The organism is Streptomyces sp. NPDC002088, from assembly GCF_040296605.1.
Classification (GTDB): Bacteria; Actinomycetota; Actinomycetes; order Streptomycetales; family Streptomycetaceae; genus Streptomyces.
Genome location: NZ_JBEOXO010000034.1, coordinates 1 through 20288, shown reverse-complemented (window position 1 = coordinate 20288; position 20288 = coordinate 1). Strand labels below are relative to the sequence as shown.

The following is a 20288-nucleotide window of genomic DNA, read 5'->3' as shown; positions in this document are numbered from 1 at the left end:
GTCAGGGCAGGTCTCGCCGGATGGCGTCGGCGATCAGCTCGCCGACGAGAACGGCGGTCGCGGCCGGGCCGCGGTGCGGGGTGTCCGGCAGTATGGACGTGTCCGCGACGCGCAGCGCGCGCACGCCGTGCACCCGCCCGAACTGGTCGACCGCGGCGAGCTCGGGCTCGTCAGGGGGTCCCATCGGGACGGTTCCGCAGGTGTGTTGCGCTGTGCCGAGGTGCTCGCGGATCCAGTGGTCGAGCGTACGGTCGTCGCCGAGGACATCGGGCCCTGGTTCGAGGAGGCCGGGAGAGAGTTCCGCGAGGGGCGGCGTGTCGAGGAGAGCCGCAGTGACGCGGACGGCGGTGCGCAGGCGGCGGAGGACCCCGGGGCTGCTCAGGTAGCGGTAGTCGATGAGGGGAGGTGTGGTGGGGTCGGCGGCGCTGAGGCGCAGGCGCCCCGTGGGGCGAGGCGTCTGGACGGAGACGAGGAAGGACAGCGGGGCTCCTGGGACGCGCACGGCACCGCTGACGAGCCCGGCCATGGGGACCAGTGACTGGAGGATCTCCACATCGCCCGGGCCGCCGCGCTGGGAGCCCTCGGCCGTGCCGCCCGCGGACGACATGTGAAGGCAGCCACCCAGCCAGGAGTCGGACGGCTCGCCCAGGTCGTCCCGCGGTGCCCAGTCCAGCACCAGCTGCGGGTGGTCGCCGAAGCGGGCGCCGACCGCGGGGGCGTCCCGCACGACGGGGATGCCGACGCGTTCGAGGTCGGCACGAGGCCCGATGCCGGAGAGCAGGAGCAGGTGGGGGGTGGTGAGCGCCCCGGCGCTGAGCACCACGGCGTCCGCGTCGAGCGTGGTGTGTCCGCCGTCGCGCTCCACCACGACACCCGTGGCACGGCCCCGCTCGATGACGACCCGGCGGGCCGAACAACCGTCCAGGACCGTGAGGTTGGGGCGGTCGAGCACCTCGGGCGGCAGATAGCTGAGCCCGGTGTTGCGACGCACACCGTCGACCGAGTTGGAGGGTATGGGACCGAAGCCCGGCGGCGCCTGGTCGTTCTTGTCGGGGTCCGGAGGGAAGCCCAGCGCCAGGGCCGCATCGCGGAACGCCGAGGCCGCCGAATGCGCCAGGCGAGGGCGCGCTATCCGCATCGGGCCCCGGTCCCCGTGCGCCGCGCCCGAGCCGAAGTCGAGGTCTGTCTCCAGCGCGCGCAGCATCGGCAGGACGCGGTCGTATGCCCAGGCCGGATTGCCCAGGGCGGCCCAGCGGTCGAAGTCCTCGCGCCGGGCCCGGACGAAGTAGCCGCCGTTGACCGTGGTGGAGCCGCCGAGAATGCGTCCGCGCGGCACCTGCCACGGGCGCTGCGGGGTGAGCCGCACGGAGAGGGCGTGTGTGGCGGGGTGGTCCGGCTGGGCGCCCGGCACCCGTCGCGCGTCGAGCAGAGCGGGGCCGAACCCGGCCGCGCCGTAGGGCACCCGGCCGGCTTCCAGCAGCAGCACGCTCCGGTCGGGGTCCTCGCTCAGCCGGGAGGCGAGCACGGCACCGGCGCCTCCGGCGCCTATCACGACGACATCGGACCTCCGGCTCACGGGAGTTGTGCCACGGTGGCGAGGAGGGCGCGGACGATGAGGGCGGGGTGCCGACTGTGTTCCATGGCCACGGATCCAAGCTCGCTCGGGCCGTCGCGCGCAAGCCCTCCACGGCCGTCGCGAGATTGGCGGCGCCGACGCCTTCCGTTTTGGCATCGCATGCCAATACCCTCCGAAGAGGCGCACGGCGCGGTCGGCGATGCACGCGATCGTTGAGGCGTGTCCTGCCCTGCTCTGTTCGCAAGCCCATCCACGCACCCTCGGGAGTGCGCACGCAGACGTGCTCATCCGCACCTCGTTGCGTGCGCACCCACACCTGCCGGAACCTCAAGGGAGGCTCGCATGAACGAGTTCAACTCCGCGCCGACGAACGTGAATCCGGACGACGAGACGATGCTCCTCGATGAGGCGCCCATCGACGCCGAGGAGTTGATCGAGGAGGTCTCGATCGACGGCATGTGCGGCGTCTACTAGCCCTCCCATGACCACCAGCCCTCCCACGACCACCTCGGACGCCGACGTGGATCCGGATCTCGACCTGGACCTGGACCGCGCGTGGGACCTGCATCCGCAGGTCTCGGTCCGGCCGGAACCCTTCGGCGCGCTGCTGTACCACTTCGGCACCCGCAAGCTGTCCTTCCTCAAGGACCGCGGTCTCCTCTCCGTCGTCCAGGCGCTCGTGACGGCGCCCACCGCACGGGCGGCCTGTGCGGCCGCCGGTGTCGCCGCCGAGGACATGCCCCGTTACGGGCGGGCCCTGGCGGTCCTGGCCCGCTCGTCGATGCTGGTCGAAAGGACACCGGCCGCATGACCACAACTCCCGTGAGGACACAGCCCGGTTCACGCCTCGTGGACCTCTTCGAGTACGGCCTCGACGCACCGATCTGCCTGACCTGGGAGCTCACCTACGCCTGCAACCTCGCCTGCACGCACTGCCTGTCCAGCTCCGGCCGCCGCGACCCGCGCGAACTGACCACGGCGGAAGCCAAGGCCGTGATCGACGAGCTGGAGGCCATGCAGGTCTTCTACGTCAACATCGGCGGCGGCGAGCCCACGGTCCGCCCCGACTTCTGGGAACTGCTCGACTACGCCACCGCCCATCACGTCGGCGTCAAGTTCTCCACGAACGGCGTGCGGATCACGCCCGAGATCGCCCGACGGCTGGCCGGCAACGACTACGTCGACGTACAGATATCGCTCGACGGCGCGACCGCCGAGGTCAACGACGCGGTGCGCGGGGCCGGTTCCTACGACACGGCACTGCGCGCGCTGCGCAACCTCGCCGACGCCGGGATGAAGAACTTCAAGCTGTCGGTCGTCTGCACCCGGCACAACATCCCGCAGATGGACGATTTCAAGGCGCTCGCCGACCGATACGGCGCGAAACTGCGGTTGACCCGGCTGCGCCCGTCCGGGCGTGGCGCGGACGTGTGGGACGACCTGCACCCGCTGCCCGGGCAGCAGCGGCAGCTGTACGACTGGCTGGTCGCGCACGGCGACACGGTGCTGACCGGGGACTCGTTCTTCCATCTGTCCGCGTACGGGCAGGCGTTGCCGGGCCTCAACCTGTGCGGCGCCGGCCGCGTGGTGTGTCTGATCGACCCGGTCGGCGACGTGTACGCCTGCCCCTTCGCCATTCACGACGAGTTTCTTGCCGGGAACGTGCGCGGGCCGGGCGGCTTCGCGCAAGTGTGGCGTCTGTCGCCGCTGTTCCTGCGGCTGCGTGAGCCGCAGCAGGGCGGGGCGTGCGGTTCGTGCACGTTCTATGACACGTGCAAGGGCGGCTGCATGGCCGCCAAGTTCTTCACCGGTCTGCCGCTCGACGGCCCGGACCCGGAGTGCGTCCAGGGCCATGGCGAGAAGCTGCTCGCCATCCGCGGCGCCGTACCGAAGCCGACCGGCGACCACTCCCACCGCACCGCTCCACGCGCCCGTCGCACCGGCCCCGTCGATGTCGTCCTCACCCGGCGCGAGGACCTCGACCGACCGCCCGTCGGCGCGTGCTGCGAGGACCCCCTGGCCGGCCTGGGCGCCACCTGACCTCCCTCACCGAGAGAGAGCCGCACACATGGGCAGAAACCCCTGGTTCGAGACCGTCGCGGAGGCACAGCGACGCGCCAAGAAGTACCTGCCGAGCACGGTCTACGGGGCCGTCGTGGCCGGCTCCGAACGAGGCCGCACCATCGACGACAACATCGGCGCCTTCGCCGAACTGGGTTTCGCCCCACGGGTGGTGGGCCATCACGCCGAGCGGAACCTGACCACGACCGTGCTCGGCGTGGAGTCCGCGCTGCCGGTGGTGATCTCGCCGACCGGCGTGCAGGCCGTTCACCCCGACGGTGAGGTCGCCGTCGCCCGTGCCGCGGCGAACCGGGGCGTGATCATGGGGCTGAGCTCGTTCGCCAGCAGGTCCGTGGAAGAGGTGGTCGAGGCCAACGCGAACACCTTCTACCAGATGTACTGGATGGGCACCCGGGACTCCATGGCGCAGCGCATGGAACGTGCCCGGTCCGCCGGGGCCAAGGCGCTGATCGTCACCCTTGACTGGTCGTTCTCCAACGGGCGGGACTGGGGCAGCCCACCCATCCCGGAGCGGATCGACCTCAGGACGGCACTCAGGTTCGCGCCCGACGTCCTGCCCCGTCCGCGCTGGCTGTGGGCGTTCGCCGCGTCCCGTCGCATCCCCGATCTGACCACCCCCAACCTTCAGCCGCCCGGCGGCCCGGCCCCCACGTTCTTCGGCGCGTACGGCGAATGGATGCAGACCGCGCCGCCCACCTGGGACGACGTGAAGTGGCTTCGCAAGGAGTGGGGCGGCCCGTTCCTGCTCAAGGGCGTGGCCCGGGTCGACGACGCCAAACGGGCCGTCGACGCCGGCGTGTCCGGCATCTCGGTCTCCAACCACGGCGGCAACAACCTGGACACCACGCCCGCCACCATCCGCCTGCTGCCCTCGATCGCCGAGGCGGTCGGCGACGAGATCGAGGTCCTGCTCGACGGCGGCATCCGGCGCGGCGGTGACGTCGCCAAGGCCCTGGCCCTCGGCGCCCGAGCCGTCCTCGTCGGCCGCGCCTACCTGTGGGGCCTTGCCGCGAACGGGCAGGCGGGCGTGGAGAACGTGCTGGACATCCTGCGCTCCGGACTCGACTCCGCCGTACTCGGCCTCGGGCACGCTTGCGTCGACGAGCTGGACCTTGACGACCTGGTGATCCCGGACGGCTTCACCCGCACCCTCGGTGTGCCGCGTGCCGCGGGCTGAGGCGGGGGAGCTGGCCCGCTCGGTCTGGCCGGAGATTCCGAAGGCAGCACTCGTCCTGGTGCCGGTCGGCTCCACCGAGCAGCACGGCCCGCATCTGCCGCTCGGGACGGACAGCGTCATCGCTGAGACGGTGGCTCGCAGGACGGCCCGTCAACTGACCCACGAGCATGTCCTTCTGGCTCCCTGCATCACGTACGGAGCCAGCGGAGAGCACGCGGGATTCCCCGGGACGGTCTCCATCGGGCACGAGGCGCTGCACGTGCTGCTGGTGGAGACCGTGCGGTCGTTGTCCCTGTGGGCCGGTCGCGTCGTCTTCGTCAAGCTCATGGCCCACGGCGTACGCGCGGTCTCGCCGAGCGGTGTGCTCGGCGACCCTGCCGGCGCCACGGCGGAGGAAGGGCGTGCCCTGCTCCGGGCGATGGTGTCCGCTGCCGTGCGGCTCATCACCGAGGGCGACGTGGACGCCCGCGGCCGCCTCGCCGGTGCCGGGGACACGCCGCGTCCCGCCGGACGACGGACAGCGGCCCGGTCATGACGCTCCCGCAGGGCTTCGTGGTCAGGCTCGACCGGCACACCCGGGTCCTCGACGGCGGGCGCGCCCTTCTCGGCGGCCATCCGACCCGCCTGCTCAGGCTCAGCCCCCGGGCCAGAGAGCTGCTGACCGGACGCACGGTCCAGGTACGGGGCGCGGCCGGTGCCGCCCTCGCCGACCGTCTTCTGGAGACCGGCTTCGCCCACCCGGCCGTCAAGGAGCTGCCCCCGCACCTCGGCCCGGCCAACGGACCCGAACCGACGTGCAGTTACGTCATCCCGGTCCGCGACCGGCCCCGGGAACTCGACCGTCTCCTGGCGAGCATCCGTCCCTCGGAGGGCGGTGCGGTCATCGTCGTGGACGACGCCTCGCACCACCCCGACCGCATCGCCGCCGTCGCCGCACGGCACGGCGCCCGACTGATCCGCCTCCCCGCCAACCTGGGGCCCGCCGGCGCCCGCAACGCCGGACTGCGCGAGGTCACCACGCCCTACGTGGCCTTCGTCGACTCCGACATCGTCCTCGCGCCCGACACGGTGCCCACGCTGCTGCGGCACTTCGCCGACCCCGAGGTCGCCCTGGCCGTCCCCCGGATCACCGCCCTGACCACCCCGGAATCCGACCGCTGGCTCGGCCGGTACGAGAACGCCCGCTCCTCTCTCGACCTGGGCAGAAACCCGGCCGCCGTCCGCCCCGGCACTCCGGTCTCCTGGGCCCCCAGCGCCTGCATGGTCGCCCGGACCCGCGTCCTGGTCGACGTGGGCGGCTTCGACGCCGGCATGCACGTGGGCGAGGACGTCGACCTGTGCTGGCGGCTGATCCGGACCGGGCGACGCATCCGCTACGAACCCTCCGTCCAGGCCGCCCACGAACACCGGGTGGGGCTCGTCGACTGGTTCCGGCGCAAGGCCGTCTACGGCACCGGGGCCCATCCCCTCGCCCGGCGCCACCCCGAACACATCGCCCCCGCCGTGCTCGCGCCGTGGAGCGCCGCGCTGCTCCTCGCCCTGCTCGCGCAGCGCCGCTGGTCCCTGCCCGCGGCCGCGGGCGTCGCGGCCGTGGCCACCGCCCGTAACGCCGAGAAGCTGAAAGACGTCGAGCGGCCGTTGCGGCACGCCGCCCGACTCACCGGCCTCGGCACCGTCTCGGCCCTCACCCAGGGCGCGGCGCTGCTGACCCGCCACTGGTGGCCGCTTGCCGCTGTCGGCTGCCTGGCCTCGCGGCGCATACGGCGCGCGACAGCCGTGGCGGCCGTCACCGATATCGCTCTCGAAGTGTTCGAACACGGCACCGCCACCGTCCGGCTCGACCCGGTGCGCTATGGCATCGCCCGCCGCCTCGACGACCTGGCCTACGGCTCCGGGGTCTGGATCTCCGCCCTCAAGGGCCGCTCGACCGCGGCCCTGCGCCCCCGTGTCGTGCGCTCCGGCCAGGCCGCCCGGGCTCGCGCCGCCCGTCTTGCGGCTTCCACGGACGGGTGAGAGTATCGCTCGCTGTGAATGAGAATGTAATTCTAGTAGTGGGATCGACACTCTGCCGAGCGGGGTTGCGGCCATGAAGGCCGAGGACCAGTTCCATCTCGGCATCGTCACCGATGACTTCGAGGCGACCAGGGCCCAACTCTCCGCCGTGTTCGGCTACGAGTGGGGTGCAGAAGTCGGCGGCCCGGTCCAGGTCACCCTCACTACCGGGGACACCGTGCTCGAACTCCGCTGCGCGTACTCGGTGACAGCGCCGCGCCTGGAGCTCGTACGCAGTGTCCCGGGGACCCTCTGGGAGCCCGCGGCCGGCGTCGGCATCCACCACATCGGCTACTGGTCGGACGACGTGGCGGCGGACTCCGCCGAGCTCGGACGCCAGGGATTCGTGACCGAGGCGACCCGCACGGGGCCCGACGGAACGCCGTTCTTCAGCTTCCAGCGCAACGCGTCGGGCCTCCGGGTCGAGCTGGTGAACCGTGCCGCCCAGTCCGGCCTCGAACAGTGCTGGGCGGCCGTCAGGCGACCACGGGCATGATCTCTTCGGCCACCAATTGGGTGTAGTCCAGGTACTCCTCGACGTGGTCGAGTCGTGGAATCGGTACCGAACTCATCGTCACACCGAGTTCCCCGAACCAGCCGAGCCGGTCGATGATCTCCCCCTTGGACAGGCCGGCCCGGGCGCGCGGGTCCTGCCGCACTTCGTGGCCCGCACCGACGCGTGAGGTGGCGAAGCCGTAGAACACGTCCGTGAGGCCGCCGCCGTAGTCGGACTGGGACTTGATGAATTCGATCTTCGCGGGGATGTCCTCCGGCTTGGTGAGGAAAGGCCACCAGCCCGACGCGTACCGGGCGACGCGCCGGAGCACTGGGTCGGCGTCCCCGCCGAACCACACCGGCGGATGCGGTTTCTGTACAGGCTTGGGCTCGAACACGACGTCCCGGAAGGACACGTACTTGCCCTCGAACTCCGGGTGCGCACCGGTCCACAGCTCGATGACGGCCCGGATGTACTCCTCGCTGATCGCCCCGCGCTCATGGAAGGGAACCCCGAGCGTGTCGAACTCCTCTTTGAGCCACCCGACCCCGAACGTGACCGTGACGCGGCCGCTCGACAACCAGTCGATGCTCGCGAGCGCCTTGGCCGTGACGACGGGGTGCTGCAGCGGAAGGATGGCAATGCACGAATTGACCCGGATCGACTCCGTGGCGCCGGCCAGATAGGCCATGGTCGGGTACGCGCTGAAGTAGTGAGGTCCGGAGAGATCGACATGGGTCTTCGGGACGATGTGGTGCTCGGGCACACTGATCATGGCGTAGCCCAGCTCGTCGGCCCACTTGGCCATGCGGGTCTGGTCCGCGCCCCGCACGGCCGCCTCCCACGGCTGACCGGTGGCCTTGAGCCGCAACAGGTGCGGCATGGCGAATCCCAGCTTCATGACGCTCCTGAGGTGCCGCCGACTGTTCCTTCCGCATCCGGCGCGGTCCCGTCCTCGTGTGCCATCCAGTGCACGAAGCGGTGCAGCGGATACATGGCGTCGTGCGGGTTGCCGATCGTGCTCGGTCCCGCCTCGCCCAGGCGGACGATGCGCTGTGCGCCGCAACTGGCGAGCCGGTCGCGATAGTCGGCCATCCGCTCGTACGGATAGAAACCGACCGTCTGCGTCGCGACGTTCACGCCGCGCACCGCGTCGTCGAGCGAGTCCACCCGCACCACGTTGGCGATCTTGTTGATCGGGTGGAAGTCCACCGGCTCCTCCGACCGGATCACCACTCCGGTGCCGTCCGTCCTGCCCCAGACGCGGAAGTCGTCGTCGAGCAGTTGCAGCGTCTCGACCTGCTCGCGCAGATCCACGTCGAGGGGACGGGCGTCGCCAGAGGCCGCCGCCTGCTCGGCGATGTGCGCGTACAAGCGTGCGCAGAAGCGGTCCGCGTCGTCGCGGTCCGCCTCCACGTAGAGGAAGCGGCTGGCGACGCAGGCCTCTTGGTTGAGCACCATCACGTCGGACGCCGCGAGCGTGGCGGCCCGCTCCAGCGCCTCGTCGGAGACGAAGGTCTCCTTGCCGACCATCGAGATCGAGGTCTTGGGGTCGAACGACACCAACTGGAACCCCGGACCGAGGTACTTGACGACATTCGCGATGGCGTCGCCGCCGCCCCAGGCCACGATCTTGTCGAAGTACTGCGGGCGGTAAAGGACCCGTTCCACCGCCTCGTCGCCGCCACGCCAGTAGACCGCCGACATGGACGTCACCACGGGATGGCCCGGGTCGATCTCCGCCATGGTCCGCAGGATCGCGACCGAGGTGAAGGGGTCGCTGGAGGACATCTTGAACAGATTGACCGCCTTCACCAGGGCGCCCTGGGCGATGGACTTCACCGCGACGCCCGGTGAGTTGCCCGGCAGTACATGGATCAGCCGCGGCGCGAAGGCGCGGACGAAACTCCTGCGCCCCGTGAAGTCCTCCTTGGGCACCCACTCGTCCAGCGCCCTGGGATCCGGGAAGTTCTGTTCCACCACGGTCCGCAGCAGCCGCTTGTCGAGGTAGCCGGCAGCGCTCCTCACCTGTGCTTCCAGGACGTCACGCGGCAGCGGGTGGGTGCTGGTCATGCGCTCGATGCACTCGCGCACGAAGGGGTTGCGCCGGTCGCGGATGCGCTCTCCGGTCTCGACGAGGAAGTCGATGATCTCGTCCAAGGGGACATCGAGCAGCGGCGGCACCTCACCGCGCGGATGTACCACCTGGTCCAAGTCGATGGAGGGCGTGGCGAAGGTGACGCCCAGGTCGCGTGAGCGGTGGGTGACGTCCTGGCCCTCGCACAGTCGGCCGCGCAGGAAGAACGGCGCGGACACGGGGGGGTCGGCGGACGGGGAGGCAGAGGTGGCCGGCGTCATGACACACCTCGCACGTACGCGTCGACGGTGCCCGCGCAGCCGATCTTGTCGTCGCCCGCGAGGTCCGCGTAGCGCACGATGTCGTTGCGCACCGACGGACCCCGGGCGCCGCAGGCGCAGGGGTCGAGGTCGAGCGCGATCCGGTCGCCGGTGATGACTCCGCCCCATCGCCCGTCGAGCGAGAGGTCGAAGAAGGCCGCGCGACCCTCGACCTCACCGCTCCCGTGCGGCAGCAGTTGTTCGCCGCCCTCGTCGAGGACGAACGGCACGACCCACGGCGGTAGGTGATAGCGGTCGCCCTTTCGGCACTTGGGCATGCCGGAGCCGAGTTCCTGCATGGAGTAGACCTGGAAGTCCCGGTCGGCCGGTATCCCGAACGTCTCGCGCACGAACGTCTGGTAGTCGGGCGGGAGTTGGGCTCGCTTGAGGCCGCCGCCGACGTAGAGGCAGTTGTCGGGATGGAAGTCCGCCCCGGAGTAGCCCATCTCCTGGACGATCCCCGCCACTTGGTGCAGTGCGCTCCACATGCCGGAGATGTAGAGCTTCTCGCGCCGGTGCTCGACGAGTGCCTCGGCGGCCGCGGTCATCGCCTTGTCGAGCGCTTCCTGCCGCTGCTTGGAGGTCCGCTCGAACTCGGCCAGTTCCTCGGGCCGAGCACTGCCGTCGGCGATCTTCTTGCGCAGCAGGATGGTCTTCGTCAGCGTGCCGACGGTGATCGGCGGGATCGGCAGCCGAAAGCGCTCTTTGTCCGGGTCGCCGAAGGCCCGCTCCTGTGCCTCGCCGATGACCATGTTCTTCGGGACGGCGGCGGTGGGCGCGATCCCGAACATCCGGCGGTCCCCCGTCGGCAGCACGCCCGAACCCCAGGTGAAGACGCCTACGGTGTCCTTGCGTGACCAGTCCATGTCCCGGTCCGACGCGAGTAGCATCGCCGACTTACCGGTCGTCCCGCTGGAGCAGGAGACATGGTGGCCGTGGGCCCCCAGGCGCTCGATCCAGTCGTCGATGTCCCTGATGTCCGAGGTCCCTACCGGGGTGATCGGATACGGCGAGACGGTGCCCAGCCACCTGCCGAGCCGGTCCCACCTCTCCTCGGTCAGAAAGCTCTCCGGATAGCTCTTGTAGACGCTGTGCGGAAACAGCAGCGGCACCATGTCCCGGCGGTCGCGGACTTCGGTGGTGCCGGCTTCGCGGGCCCGGTGGGCCAGCAGCTTGATGCGGTCCTTGCGTTCCTGGAACCGCTCGTTGAGCGCCAGCACCTGCGTCTCGCGCAGTTCTCGGTGGGAGTGGTCGAAGCGGTCGGGGGCTTCGACCAGCGCTGTCAGCTTCTGTGTCGCAGAGGTCACGGGGGCACCCTTCGATGTGTGGTGGCCGGACTCGACAAATAGCAACTCGCCCGTATCATTTTCACCGATCCGGGTGACCGCACAAGAGGCAGGGCGGGAGACGTCGACGTGGCCGAAGGAATCGCCCCGGCTCGCGGCCGGGCCGGGCGCCCCACTCGCGCACAGGCTCAGGCGCGCCACGAGGAGCTGCTCGACACCGCGCTCGACCTGTTCCTCGAGCACGGCTTCGAGGTGGCCACGATCGAGATGATCGCCACCCGCGTCAGCATGACCAAGCGGACGATCTACGCCCGGTATCCGGACAAGGCCGGGCTGTTCCGTACGGCCATACAACGCGCCATCGAGCGGCAGATCGTGCCGCAGCAAGTGCTCGAAGATCTGGATCGGGGCGACTTGGTCGCGACGCTGGAGGCGATCGCCCGGCTCCGTATCCGCCAGGTGGCATCACCCCATGGGCTGCGGCTGCAGCACATCATCAACACCGAGAGCTACCGCTTCCCGGAGATCTTCAGCGCGTACTTCGAGCAGAGCACCCGGCCGGTGATCGATTACGTGGCCGGGCTCCTCGACCGGGCCGCCGCCGCGGGCGAGATCGCCCCCACCAACTCCGGATTCGCGGCGTCCGCCTTCATGAGCATGGTGGTCGGTGGCCGGGTGCGGGCCATCGTGAACGGTCTCGCGCCGACGCCGGAGGAGATCGACGAGAAGGTCCGTTTCACCGTGCGGCTGTTGCTCGACGGCCTGAGGCCGCGCTGAGACCCTTGGGAGGACATGCCTTGACGCTCGATGCGAATCGTCCGGTCGCCGTCGTCACGGGGGCAAGTGCCGGAATCGGAAAGGCGACCGCCCTGAAACTCGTGGCGCGCGGCTGGCAGGTGATCGGCACCGGCCGCGATCCGCGACGCATCGCCGTCGCCGAGGCGGAGACAGCCGCGGCGGCACGCGACGGCGGCAACTGCACTGTGCTGCGGGCTGACTTCAGCCTGATGGCGGAGGTCGTGCGGACAGCCGACGAGATCAAGAAGCGCACCTCGCGTCTCGACGTCCTGATCAACAACGCGGGAGGCGTACGGGACCGCCAGATCGTCACCGGGGAAGGCACGGAGGCGACCTTCGCCGCCAACCATCTCGCGCCCTTCCTGCTGACCCGGGAGCTGATGCCTCGGCTCAGGGCGAGCGCGGCGGCGCTGCCCACCGGCTCGGTGCGGGTCATCGCCGTGTCGTCGAGCGCCCACCGCCAGGCAGCGGGGCTCGACTGGAGCGACCTGCAGAGCCTCGGCCCCGTCCACTGCGTCGCCGCATACTGCCGGGCCAAGCTCGCCACCCTGCTCTTCACCCGTGAACTGGCAAGACGGGCAGGGCCCTTCGGGATCGTGGCCCAGGCCATGCACCCCGGCGTGGTCGCGAGCAATTTCGCCGCGCACGGGAATGCGGCGATGCGAGCGCACATGGCCGCGGCGGACGCCGTACCGCCCGACGAGCCGGCGAAGACGCTGGTGTGGCTGGCCACCGCGCCCGAAGGCGGCCGGGGCTGCGGGCGCTACTTCCACCGGCAGGCCGAGGAGACACCCAGCGACGCGGCCCGGGACGATGCCGCCGCCACACGCCTCTGGGAAGAGAGCGAAACGCTGCTGGAGAAGCTCGGCTTCTAGTCGCCGCAAGCTTGCTTCCGTGAGATGCCGGGCCTCAGTCGGTCTTGGCGAATCCGTCGGAGCAGAAGGCCCAGATCTCCTGGGCGGTGATCGGGTGGCTGGTCTCGTCGTCGGGGGCGCCGCTGGACTGGGCATTGAACATGACGGTCTGCATGGTCAGCGCGGCCATGCGGTGAGGCTTGACGCCTGGGCGAAGCCGGCCGGCGTCCGCGGCCTCCGTCATCAACTCGGTGAACAGGGCGAGGAGCGGGGCGTGGGCGACCTTCACCTCGGCCGGGTGGGACACCAGCAGTTTCGGCGCGAAATCGGTGAACAGCGGTCGCTGGGCGGCCGGATCGGGAAGCGAGAGGTCGAACAGCAGCTGCACGGCGATCTTGAGGCGCTCCAGCGGGTCGGACTGGCCGGACGCGGCGGCGCGGATCTGGTCGGCCGTGCGGACCATGGCGTCCTCGAGCAGGGCGAGCAGCAGTTCGTGCTTGCCGTCGAAGTGCTGGTAGAAGCTGCGCAGCGACTGGCGGGACCACTCGACGACCTCCTGGACGGTGAACCCTGTGGTGCCCCGCTCCGTCATGATCGCCTGCGCCGCGTCGAGGAACCGGCCCACCCGTTGTTCGGCTCGGCGTATCGCCGCCTGGGTGGACCGCTCGATCGCGCGCTGCTTCCACGCCGGCTCTTCGTTCGGCGTGCTCACCGGCTGACTCGTCTTCTGCGCCATGGGCAGAACCTTACTGCAGCGTACGCAGGGTCTCCTTTGCTTCGATCGGGCACCTCCGGAGGGGCGTCCGAAACTATTACTTTCATTCAGCGAGAATGATATTCTCGCGCGGTGCGCGTCGGAGCGCAGGCTAGGAGGCCGAGATGCTCTTCGAGTTCGACTCGGATCAACGGCTGTGGCAGCGGACCGTCCGAGAGGCTGTCTCCAAGGAGTGCACGCCGGCTCTGGTCAGGTCCGTCGCTGACGGCGCGGAGGACCCGGCATCCCTCTGGCGCACCTACGGGAAACTGGGCTGGACCGAGTTCACCGACCCGTCGGACGCCGTCGAACTCGGCATCGTCCTGGAGGAGTTGGGGTGGGCCGCCGACCCGACGCCGTACCTGGCGACGATGACGCAGTTCGCCCCGCTCGCTCCGACGGCCCTGGAGGGCGGGCGGTCCGGCGCCGCCGTGTTCGACGGTGTGAGTGCCCGCCGGGACGGTGAGAGCTGGCTGCTCGACGGCACCGCACGGTACGTGCTGGACGGTGACCGGGCGGACCGGCTGGCCGTGATCACGGGCCCCGGTGTCTTCGTGGTGCCCGCCGAGGAGGTGACCGCGGAGTCCGTCCCGGTCTTCGACCCCCTGTTGCACGTCGCCGACGTCACCTTCGCGGGGGTACGGGTCACCGAGGACGCGCGCAGCGCGGCCGACCCCGAGAAAGCCCGTCATCTCGCGCTTGCCGGCCTGGCGATGACCATGGTCGGCGCGTGCCGTCGGATCCTGGATCTGGCCCTCGAGCACGTCCGTACGCGCCGCCAGTTCGACGCGGTCGTCGGCTCCTTCCAGGCCGTCCAGCACAAGGCGGTCGACATGCATGTGGCGATCGAACGGGCCCGCGCCCTCGCCTATTTCTCGATGATGACGATCGCCGCCGACGACCCGCGCCGCCGCCTGGCCGCCTCCATGGCCAAGGCGTCGGCGGGGGAGTGCCAGGCCCTGGTGTTCCGGCACGGCGTGCAGCTGTTCGGGGCGATGGGGACCACCTGGGAGAATGACCTGCAGTTCGCGCTCAAGCGGGCCAAAGCGGGCGAGCTGCTGCTCGGCGGCACGGCCGAGCATCGGGCGCTGATCGCCGAGGAGTGCCATGCGACTGACCTTTGACGACGACGTCGAGTCCTTCCGTGCGGAGTTCACGGCGTTTTTGGATGCCAACCTCCCGGCCGAGGCCGAGGCCGCCGAACGCTCCCGCTCCACCGGGCACCTGCCCGAGTGGGCCCGGCGCTGGCAGCGGCTGCAGTTCGACTCCGGCTGGCTGCTCCCCGGCAACCCGCCGGAGTTCGGCGGACGCAACGCCACCGTCGTCCAGAGCTACGTACACCTGGAGGAGCTGGCCCGGCGCCGCATCTTCCACAGCTTCAACCCCCAGGGCGTGGGGATCATCGCCGCCTCGCTGCTCTCCTTCGGCACCGAGGAACAGAAGCACCGCTGGGCCGTGCCGATCCTGCGGGCCGAGCTCACCGCGGCGCTCGGCATGAGCGAACCCGGTGCCGGCTCGGACCTCGCCTCGCTGCGCACCCGGGCCGTCCTGGACGGCGACCACTTTGTCGTCGACGGGCAGAAGGTGTGGACCTCCGGTGCCCACGACGCCGACGTACTGCTCACGTTCGTACGGACCGATCCCGAGGCCCCCAAGCACAAGGGGATCAGCGTGCTGCTGATCCCCACCGACAGCCCCGGGCTGACCCGCCGCCCCTTCGCCGCCTTCACCGGCCCCGAGGACAAGGACTTCAACGAGGTCTTCTTCGAGGGCGTCCGCGTGCCCGCCGAGAATCTCGTCGGCCGGCTCAACGAGGGCTGGCGGGTGGCCAACGGATCGCTCGGGCACGAGCGCACCCTGATGTGGCTTGGCGACGCCGAGCGGATGAGCGACCTGCTGCGCGACTTCAGCGCCGCCACCGCGGTCGACAAGGACTGGTACGCCACCTTGGTCATGGACCGACAGGCGCTGATGCTGCTCGGCTCGGCTGCTCTGGCGCGCGCTGCCCGGGGTGAACAGGACGTGCCGGCCTTGTCCGTGCTGAAGGTTCTCGGCTCGGAAGCCTCGCAGAGGGCGCTGGAGCGGGCCTTGGAGGCTGCCGGGCCCGAAGGGCTGATCCACCCGCGACACACCGCGCCGTACTACCACATGAGCTTCGACGACGCCTTCGCCAGCTGGTTCCACCGCTATGCGCGCAGCTTCGGCGGCACGATCGCCGGCGGCACCTCCGAGATCCAGCGCACCATCGTCGCCCACCGAGTGCTCGGTCTGCCCCGCGGCTGAAGCTTCCAACTCCAAGTCCGTGCACGGGGCTTGTCGCGGTCCCCGCAACCGACCTACCGTCAGTTCGGTAGGTTGGTCGAAGGGGACCGGATGCCCGATCGTCGGCCGTACGCCACGCTGCTCGCCAAGGGGGAGGAGCGCAGGCAGCGGATTCTGACCGTGGCGCAGCGGCTGCTGACGCGCAACGGGTGGCGCGGCATCACGCTCGCCCAGATCGCCCGGGAGGCGGGCGTCAGTACGGCGGGTTTGCTGCACCACTTCGAGTCCAAGGAACAACTGCTCCATGCGGTGCTCGACGCCCGCGACGCCTCCGACGAGGCCTACCGGGAACGGTCGGACGACGTGCTGGAGCAGATCGAGAGCCGAGCCGAACGGTTCCGACGGACCCCGGAGCTGGTCAGCATGTTCGCGGTGCTCCTGATCGAGAACCTCGATCCCGACGCCCCGCTGCACGACCGCTTCTTCACCCGGTACCGGGCCGCTGTCGACGCCGTCGCCGAGTTCATCCGGCAGGGGCAGCGAGCGGGCAGGTACCGCACCGACCTGGACCCAGCCGTCAAAGCGGTGGAGATCGTCGCCTTTCTCCACGGGATGGAGACATCGTGGTTGCTCGACCCTTCGATTCCGCTGACCGAGGTGTTCCGGGAGTACGCCGGGGCACTCGCCCGACAACTCGCCCTGCCTCGCGACACTCCCTGAGGCCACGCCTCGTGGCGCTCGCGCCGAGCACCTCCGATGCGGTGCGGTACGCGGGCGGCTGGCTGTTCGACCGGGCGATGGCCGGGTGGGACGCCACGGTCGCCGCCCCGGACCACGGCGGTTCCCGGCCCCTGCGGATCCTGGGGGTCCGAGGTGCCGACCTCGAGTCCGCGGTGGCGACATCCTTCGGCGGGCCGGGGTGCCTTGCCCTCGCGGTCCACGCCGGCCTGTACGCAAGCGACGAGCGTGTGCGGCGGATGGTCCTCGAAGCCCGCGAGGGAGCGCTCGCCGACGTCAGGTTCTGGGGTGAGACGTGGCCGGGTGACCTCACCGAGGGGGGTGGTGTGACGCGCCACAGGTTGAGCGTGGCGGCACGGGCCTTCAAGCAGCAGGCGCTGACCGCGTCCGCAACCGCCGTGGACATGATCGGGGGTATCGAGGTGTTCCGCAGGGGCGGGCCGCCCCTGCGGCGCCCCGGCGCCGCGCTGCGGACGGGCTCTCTCACTGGCTGAGAGAATCACGTTCTGCGCTGTTCGGGAGAACAGCTGGTTGCCGGTGCTGGGGTGGTCGCGGATCAGCGAGGGCATCGGTCCCAACCTGCAGTCGGCCGTGCCGCCTGCCATCGCGATCGCGTCGACGGGCGAGTTCGGCGACTCGGTCCAGCTCTACGACCGTCCCGCCCACCCCTGCACCCGCGCCCTCCTCGACTCCGTCCCGCCTCGTTCCGACGGCCTGACACCCGACACCCGACACGGACGGGAGCTTCCACGTGCGTACGATCCCCAGCGAACTGGTCGAGCGATACGAGGCGGAAGGCTGGTGGACCCGGGACACGATCGGGGACCTGCTCACCCGCGGCCTCGACGCCGCGCCCGGGACCCATTTCTGCGTGCACTCGGACGTCCGGCCCTGGTCCGGGACCTTCCGCGACGTCGAACGCGTCGCGCGCCGGCTCGCCGGCGGACTGCGGGCCCGTGGTGTCGGGCGCGGTGACGTGATCGCGTTCCAGCTGCCCAACTGGATGGAGGCCGCCGCGGTTTTCTGGGGGTCGGCGTTCCTGGGAGCGGTCGTGGTCCCGGTCGTCCACTACTACGGGCGCAAGGAACTCGGCTACATCCTGAAGGCGGTCGAACCCCGCGTCTTCATCACGGCCGAGCGCTTCCACCGCATGGAACACCAGCCGGACCTCAGCGCCCACGTGCCCGTCGTGGGTGTCGTGGGACGAGACTTCGACGACCTGCTCAGCGCCGACCCCATGCAAGGAAACCTCGCGACGGACCCCTCCGGCCCCGCTCTGTACGCCTTCACCTCCGGCACCACGCGCGCCCCCAAAGGCGTCGTCCACAGCCATCAGACGCTCGGCTGCGAGACCCGCCAGATCACGGAGCGCTTCCCGCCCGATATGGGGAGGCAGCTGGTCACCGCGCCCGTGGGCCACTTCATCGGCATGGTGACGGCGTTCCTGGTCCCGGTCCTCGAAGGCACGACCATCGACCTCGCCGACGTCTGGGACCCGGGTCTGGCGCTCAAGCTGATGACCAGTGACGGCATCACCGTCGGCGGCGGCCCGCCCTACTACCTGACGAGCCTGCTCGACCATCCCGACTTCGCGCCGTCGCGGCATCTGCCGTACATGAAGTACGCGGGCCTGGGCGGGGCGGCCGTCCCGACCGCGGTCACCACCCGCCTGTCGGGACTCGGCATCACGGTGCACCGCTCGTACGGCAGCACCGAACACCCCTCGATGACGGCCTCCTTGCACACGGCGCCCGAGGACAAGCGGCTGCGCACCGACGGCAAGGCGCTGGCCGGCGTGGAGGTCCGGCTGGCCCCCGACGGCGAGATCCTCAGCCGTGGCCCCGATCTGTGCCTCGGGTACACCGACGCGGCCCTCACCGAGCAGGCCTTCGACGAGGACGGCTGGTACCACACGGGCGACATCGGCGTGCTCGACGAGGACGGCTACCTCACGATCGCCGACCGCAAGGCCGACTTCATCATCCGCGGCGGCGAGAACATCAGCGCGTCGGAAGTGGAGGAGGCGCTGCTCACCATGGACGCCGTCGCGGAGACGGCGGTGGTCGCCGCTCCCGACGCACGGCTCGGCGAGCACGCCGCGGCCGTCGTGCGCCTGCGCCCGGGGCACACCCTGCCCACGCTCGACGAGGTACGCGCCCACTGCGCACAGGTGGGCCTGGCCCGGCAGAAGTGGCCCGAGGAACTGCACCAGGTCCCGGAGTTCCCGCGCACCGCGAGCGGAAAGATCCAGAAGTACCGGCTGCGCCAGGACCTCGCGGTGCGCGGGGGAGACGAGTAGGTCCGGCCAGCGTCGGAACTCTTACTTTCGATTAAGGAGAATGATATTCTCCTGCGGCCCGCGGGAAGGGCTGACCGAGGTGAGGGAAGACACCCATGGACCAGATCCTGTACGAGGTCACCGACCACATCGCCGTCATCACGCTGAACCGGCCCGAGGCGGCGAATGCCCAGACGATGGCGCTCCTCGACGACCTGGACGCGGCCTGGACGCGCGCCGCCGACGACGATGAGGTCCGCGTGATCGTGCTGCGCGCCAACGGCAGGCACTTCTCGGCCGGCCATGACCTCAAGGACCGCTGGCCCGCCCCGCGTGACGTGACCCTGGAGTGGATCAACAACACCGAGGCGCGACGGTATCTGGGGTACTCGTTGCGGTGGCGGAACGTGCCGAAGCCGTCGATCGCGGCGGTGCAGGGAAAGTGCATCGCCGCGGGGCTGATGCTGTGCTGGCCGTGCGACCTGATCGTGGCAGCGGAGAACGCGGAGTTCTCCGATCCGGTCGTGCGCATGGGGATCGGGGGCGTCGAGTACCACGGTCACACCTGGGAGCTGGGCGCGCGCAAGGCCAAGGAGATCCTCTTCACGGGGCGTGGGCTGACGGCTGATGAGGCCGAGCGGGTCGGCATGGTCAACAAGGTCGTGCCGTTGGATGAACTCGACGATGCGGCGACGGAGTTGGCGCAACGGATCGCGAGCATGCCCGCGTTCGGTCTGCGGCAGGCCAAGCGGGCCGTCAACCAGACCCTCGACGTGCAGGGCTTCTATTCGGCCCTGCAGTCGGCCTTCGACATCCATCAGACCGGGCACGGCAATGCCCTGAGCGTCGACGGCTACCCGATCCTCACCCGCCTCGAGGAGATGAAGGAACACATCAAGAAGGCCTGACGACCCGCTGGGCCGCCCGATAGGCCCTTCACCTCGTTCCGCCGGGTCATCGGGGTGTCGGTGAAGCCCGGCGGGACGGTGTCGACGGTGACGCCCTGCGGGCCGGCCTCCTGCGGCGCGTCGGCGCACGCCGTGTGCCTGTCCGGACCCGCGGCTGCCGCCCTGTTCTGCGCTGAACAGGTCCCTTGAGCCGGGTCAGCCGGGATGCGTACGGGTCGTGCCGAATGCTTCTAGGGACTCCAGCGTCGCCGCCGCCGACCGGTGCGGGCCGGGTGGTCACGGCGGCGGCATGGCCGAGCGCCGCGAAGGGGTCGAGTGTCTGGTGCGCGCTGAAGGACAGCCCGTCGAAGCCGAACTCCTCGGCATTGCGGGCGACTTCGGTGAGCGGCCCGGCGTCCAGGATGTCGCCGTAAGGCTCTGTTCGGCTGTGGCGGCGCCCGTGATCGGGTCCCTCGAGGGCGTATCCGCACGAGCGGCTTGACGCGCCATCACGGGTGAGAATACCGTTCTCATGTTGAGAGATCAGTGTTATCGACAGTGTGTGGTGGAGTCCGACTGGAGGGTGCGAGGTCCATGCCGCATTTCAAGAAGCCCGCTGAGGGTAGTTGGACGGAGCATTTGAAGATCGGG

At 70.2% G+C, this 20288-nt stretch carries 20 protein-coding genes; 15 read left to right on the top strand and 5 right to left on the bottom strand.

The genetic code is table 11. From position 1 onward, the window contains the following. Nucleotide 1 precedes the first annotated feature (1 nt). Complete coding sequence (mftG, locus tag ABT114_RS43180; RefSeq protein ID WP_351150653.1) at nt 2–1552, bottom strand: mycofactocin dehydrogenase MftG; 1551 nt, start codon at nt 1550–1552, stop codon at nt 2–4. Nucleotides 1553–1918: 366 nt separating this feature from the next. Here mftG and mftA point away from each other — a divergent pair, with 366 nt between their 5' ends. The 7 genes from mftA (at nt 1919) to ABT114_RS43145 (ending at nt 7383) form a co-directional block, all read left to right on the top strand. Further along, nucleotides 1919–2050, top strand: a complete 132-nt coding sequence (mftA, locus tag ABT114_RS43175) for a mycofactocin precursor MftA (RefSeq protein ID WP_351150650.1) — start codon at nt 1919–1921, stop codon at nt 2048–2050. Nucleotides 2051–2057: 7 nt separating this feature from the next. Then, nucleotides 2058–2387: a mycofactocin biosynthesis chaperone MftB gene (gene mftB / locus ABT114_RS43170; protein ID WP_351150647.1), complete on the top strand. Its 330-nt coding sequence runs from the start codon at nt 2058–2060 to the stop codon at nt 2385–2387. Beyond that, nucleotides 2384–3616, top strand: coding sequence for a mycofactocin radical SAM maturase (gene mftC / locus ABT114_RS43165; RefSeq protein ID WP_351150644.1), 1233 nt, complete (start codon nt 2384–2386; stop codon nt 3614–3616). Before mftB ends, mftC begins: the two co-directional genes overlap by 4 nt. Nucleotides 3617–3644: 28 nt before the next feature. Then, a complete protein-coding gene (mftD, locus tag ABT114_RS43160; protein WP_351150641.1) occupies nt 3645–4835 on the top strand; it encodes a pre-mycofactocin synthase MftD in 1191 nt (396 codons plus the stop codon). Next, the gene (locus tag ABT114_RS43155) at nt 4822–5370 is read left to right on the top strand and encodes a creatininase family protein (RefSeq protein ID WP_351150638.1); all 549 of its coding nucleotides are present in this window, start codon (nt 4822–4824) and stop codon (nt 5368–5370) included. Before mftD ends, ABT114_RS43155 begins: the two co-directional genes overlap by 14 nt. Continuing rightward, on the top strand, nt 5367–6848 hold the full coding sequence (gene mftF, locus ABT114_RS43150) for a mycofactocin biosynthesis glycosyltransferase MftF (RefSeq protein ID WP_351150636.1): 1482 nt from the start codon (nt 5367–5369) through the stop codon (nt 6846–6848). Before ABT114_RS43155 ends, mftF begins: the two co-directional genes overlap by 4 nt. Before the next feature lie 73 nt (nt 6849–6921). Further along, complete coding sequence (locus ABT114_RS43145; protein ID WP_351150634.1) at nt 6922–7383, top strand: VOC family protein; 462 nt, start codon at nt 6922–6924, stop codon at nt 7381–7383. Here ABT114_RS43145 and ABT114_RS43140 read toward each other — a convergent pair. From ABT114_RS43140 to ABT114_RS43130, 3 genes are read right to left on the bottom strand one after another with little or no spacing between them, the layout of a single operon-like run. Continuing rightward, nucleotides 7364–8284 (bottom strand): TIGR03619 family F420-dependent LLM class oxidoreductase, encoded by a 921-nt coding sequence (locus tag ABT114_RS43140; protein WP_351150631.1) that lies wholly within the window; start codon nt 8282–8284, stop codon nt 7364–7366. The genes ABT114_RS43145 and ABT114_RS43140 overlap by 20 nt on opposite strands. Next, nucleotides 8281–9741 (bottom strand): acyl-CoA reductase, encoded by a 1461-nt coding sequence (locus ABT114_RS43135; RefSeq protein ID WP_351150629.1) that lies wholly within the window; start codon nt 9739–9741, stop codon nt 8281–8283. The genes ABT114_RS43140 and ABT114_RS43135 overlap by 4 nt, the downstream gene beginning before the upstream one ends. Beyond that, nucleotides 9738–11087: a hypothetical protein gene (locus ABT114_RS43130; RefSeq protein ID WP_351150626.1), complete on the bottom strand. Its 1350-nt coding sequence runs from the start codon at nt 11085–11087 to the stop codon at nt 9738–9740. Before ABT114_RS43130 ends, ABT114_RS43135 begins: the two co-directional genes overlap by 4 nt. Before the next feature lie 108 nt (nt 11088–11195). On the opposite strand from ABT114_RS43130, the gene ABT114_RS43125 reads away from it, so the two are divergent. Both ABT114_RS43125 and ABT114_RS43120 read left to right on the top strand, forming a co-directional pair. After that, a complete protein-coding gene (locus ABT114_RS43125; protein ID WP_351150623.1) occupies nt 11196–11843 on the top strand; it encodes a TetR/AcrR family transcriptional regulator in 648 nt (215 codons plus the stop codon). Nucleotides 11844–11863: 20 nt separating this feature from the next. Next, the gene (locus ABT114_RS43120; RefSeq protein ID WP_351150620.1) at nt 11864–12739 is read left to right on the top strand and encodes an SDR family NAD(P)-dependent oxidoreductase; all 876 of its coding nucleotides are present in this window, start codon (nt 11864–11866) and stop codon (nt 12737–12739) included. 34 nt (nt 12740–12773) lie between these two features. Here the strand turns inward: ABT114_RS43120 and ABT114_RS43115 are convergent, their stop codons facing one another. Then, nucleotides 12774–13454, bottom strand: a complete 681-nt coding sequence (locus ABT114_RS43115; protein ID WP_351150617.1) for a TetR/AcrR family transcriptional regulator — start codon at nt 13452–13454, stop codon at nt 12774–12776. 143 nt (nt 13455–13597) lie between these two features. Between ABT114_RS43115 and ABT114_RS43110 the strand changes: the two genes are divergently transcribed. The 6 genes from ABT114_RS43110 (at nt 13598) to ABT114_RS43085 (ending at nt 19658) form a co-directional block, all read left to right on the top strand. After that, nucleotides 13598–14596, top strand: coding sequence for an acyl-CoA dehydrogenase family protein (locus ABT114_RS43110; protein WP_351150614.1), 999 nt, complete (start codon nt 13598–13600; stop codon nt 14594–14596). Beyond that, a complete protein-coding gene (locus tag ABT114_RS43105; RefSeq protein ID WP_351150611.1) occupies nt 14580–15755 on the top strand; it encodes an acyl-CoA dehydrogenase family protein in 1176 nt (391 codons plus the stop codon). Before ABT114_RS43110 ends, ABT114_RS43105 begins: the two co-directional genes overlap by 17 nt. 90 nt (nt 15756–15845) lie before the next feature. After that, on the top strand, nt 15846–16454 hold the full coding sequence (locus tag ABT114_RS43100; RefSeq protein ID WP_351150608.1) for a TetR/AcrR family transcriptional regulator: 609 nt from the start codon (nt 15846–15848) through the stop codon (nt 16452–16454). An 11-nt stretch (nt 16455–16465) separates the two neighbouring features. Then, nucleotides 16466–16966 (top strand): hypothetical protein, encoded by a 501-nt coding sequence (locus ABT114_RS43095; RefSeq protein ID WP_351150605.1) that lies wholly within the window; start codon nt 16466–16468, stop codon nt 16964–16966. A 257-nt stretch (nt 16967–17223) separates the two neighbouring features. Beyond that, nucleotides 17224–18771 carry an AMP-binding protein gene (locus ABT114_RS43090; protein WP_351150602.1) on the top strand — a complete coding sequence of 516 codons (1548 nt, stop codon included), beginning with the start codon at nt 17224–17226 and terminating at the stop codon, nt 18769–18771. 95 nt (nt 18772–18866) lie between these two features. Further along, nucleotides 18867–19658 carry an enoyl-CoA hydratase gene (locus ABT114_RS43085; protein ID WP_351150599.1) on the top strand — a complete coding sequence of 264 codons (792 nt, stop codon included), beginning with the start codon at nt 18867–18869 and terminating at the stop codon, nt 19656–19658. Nucleotides 19659–20288: the final 630 nt, after the last annotated feature.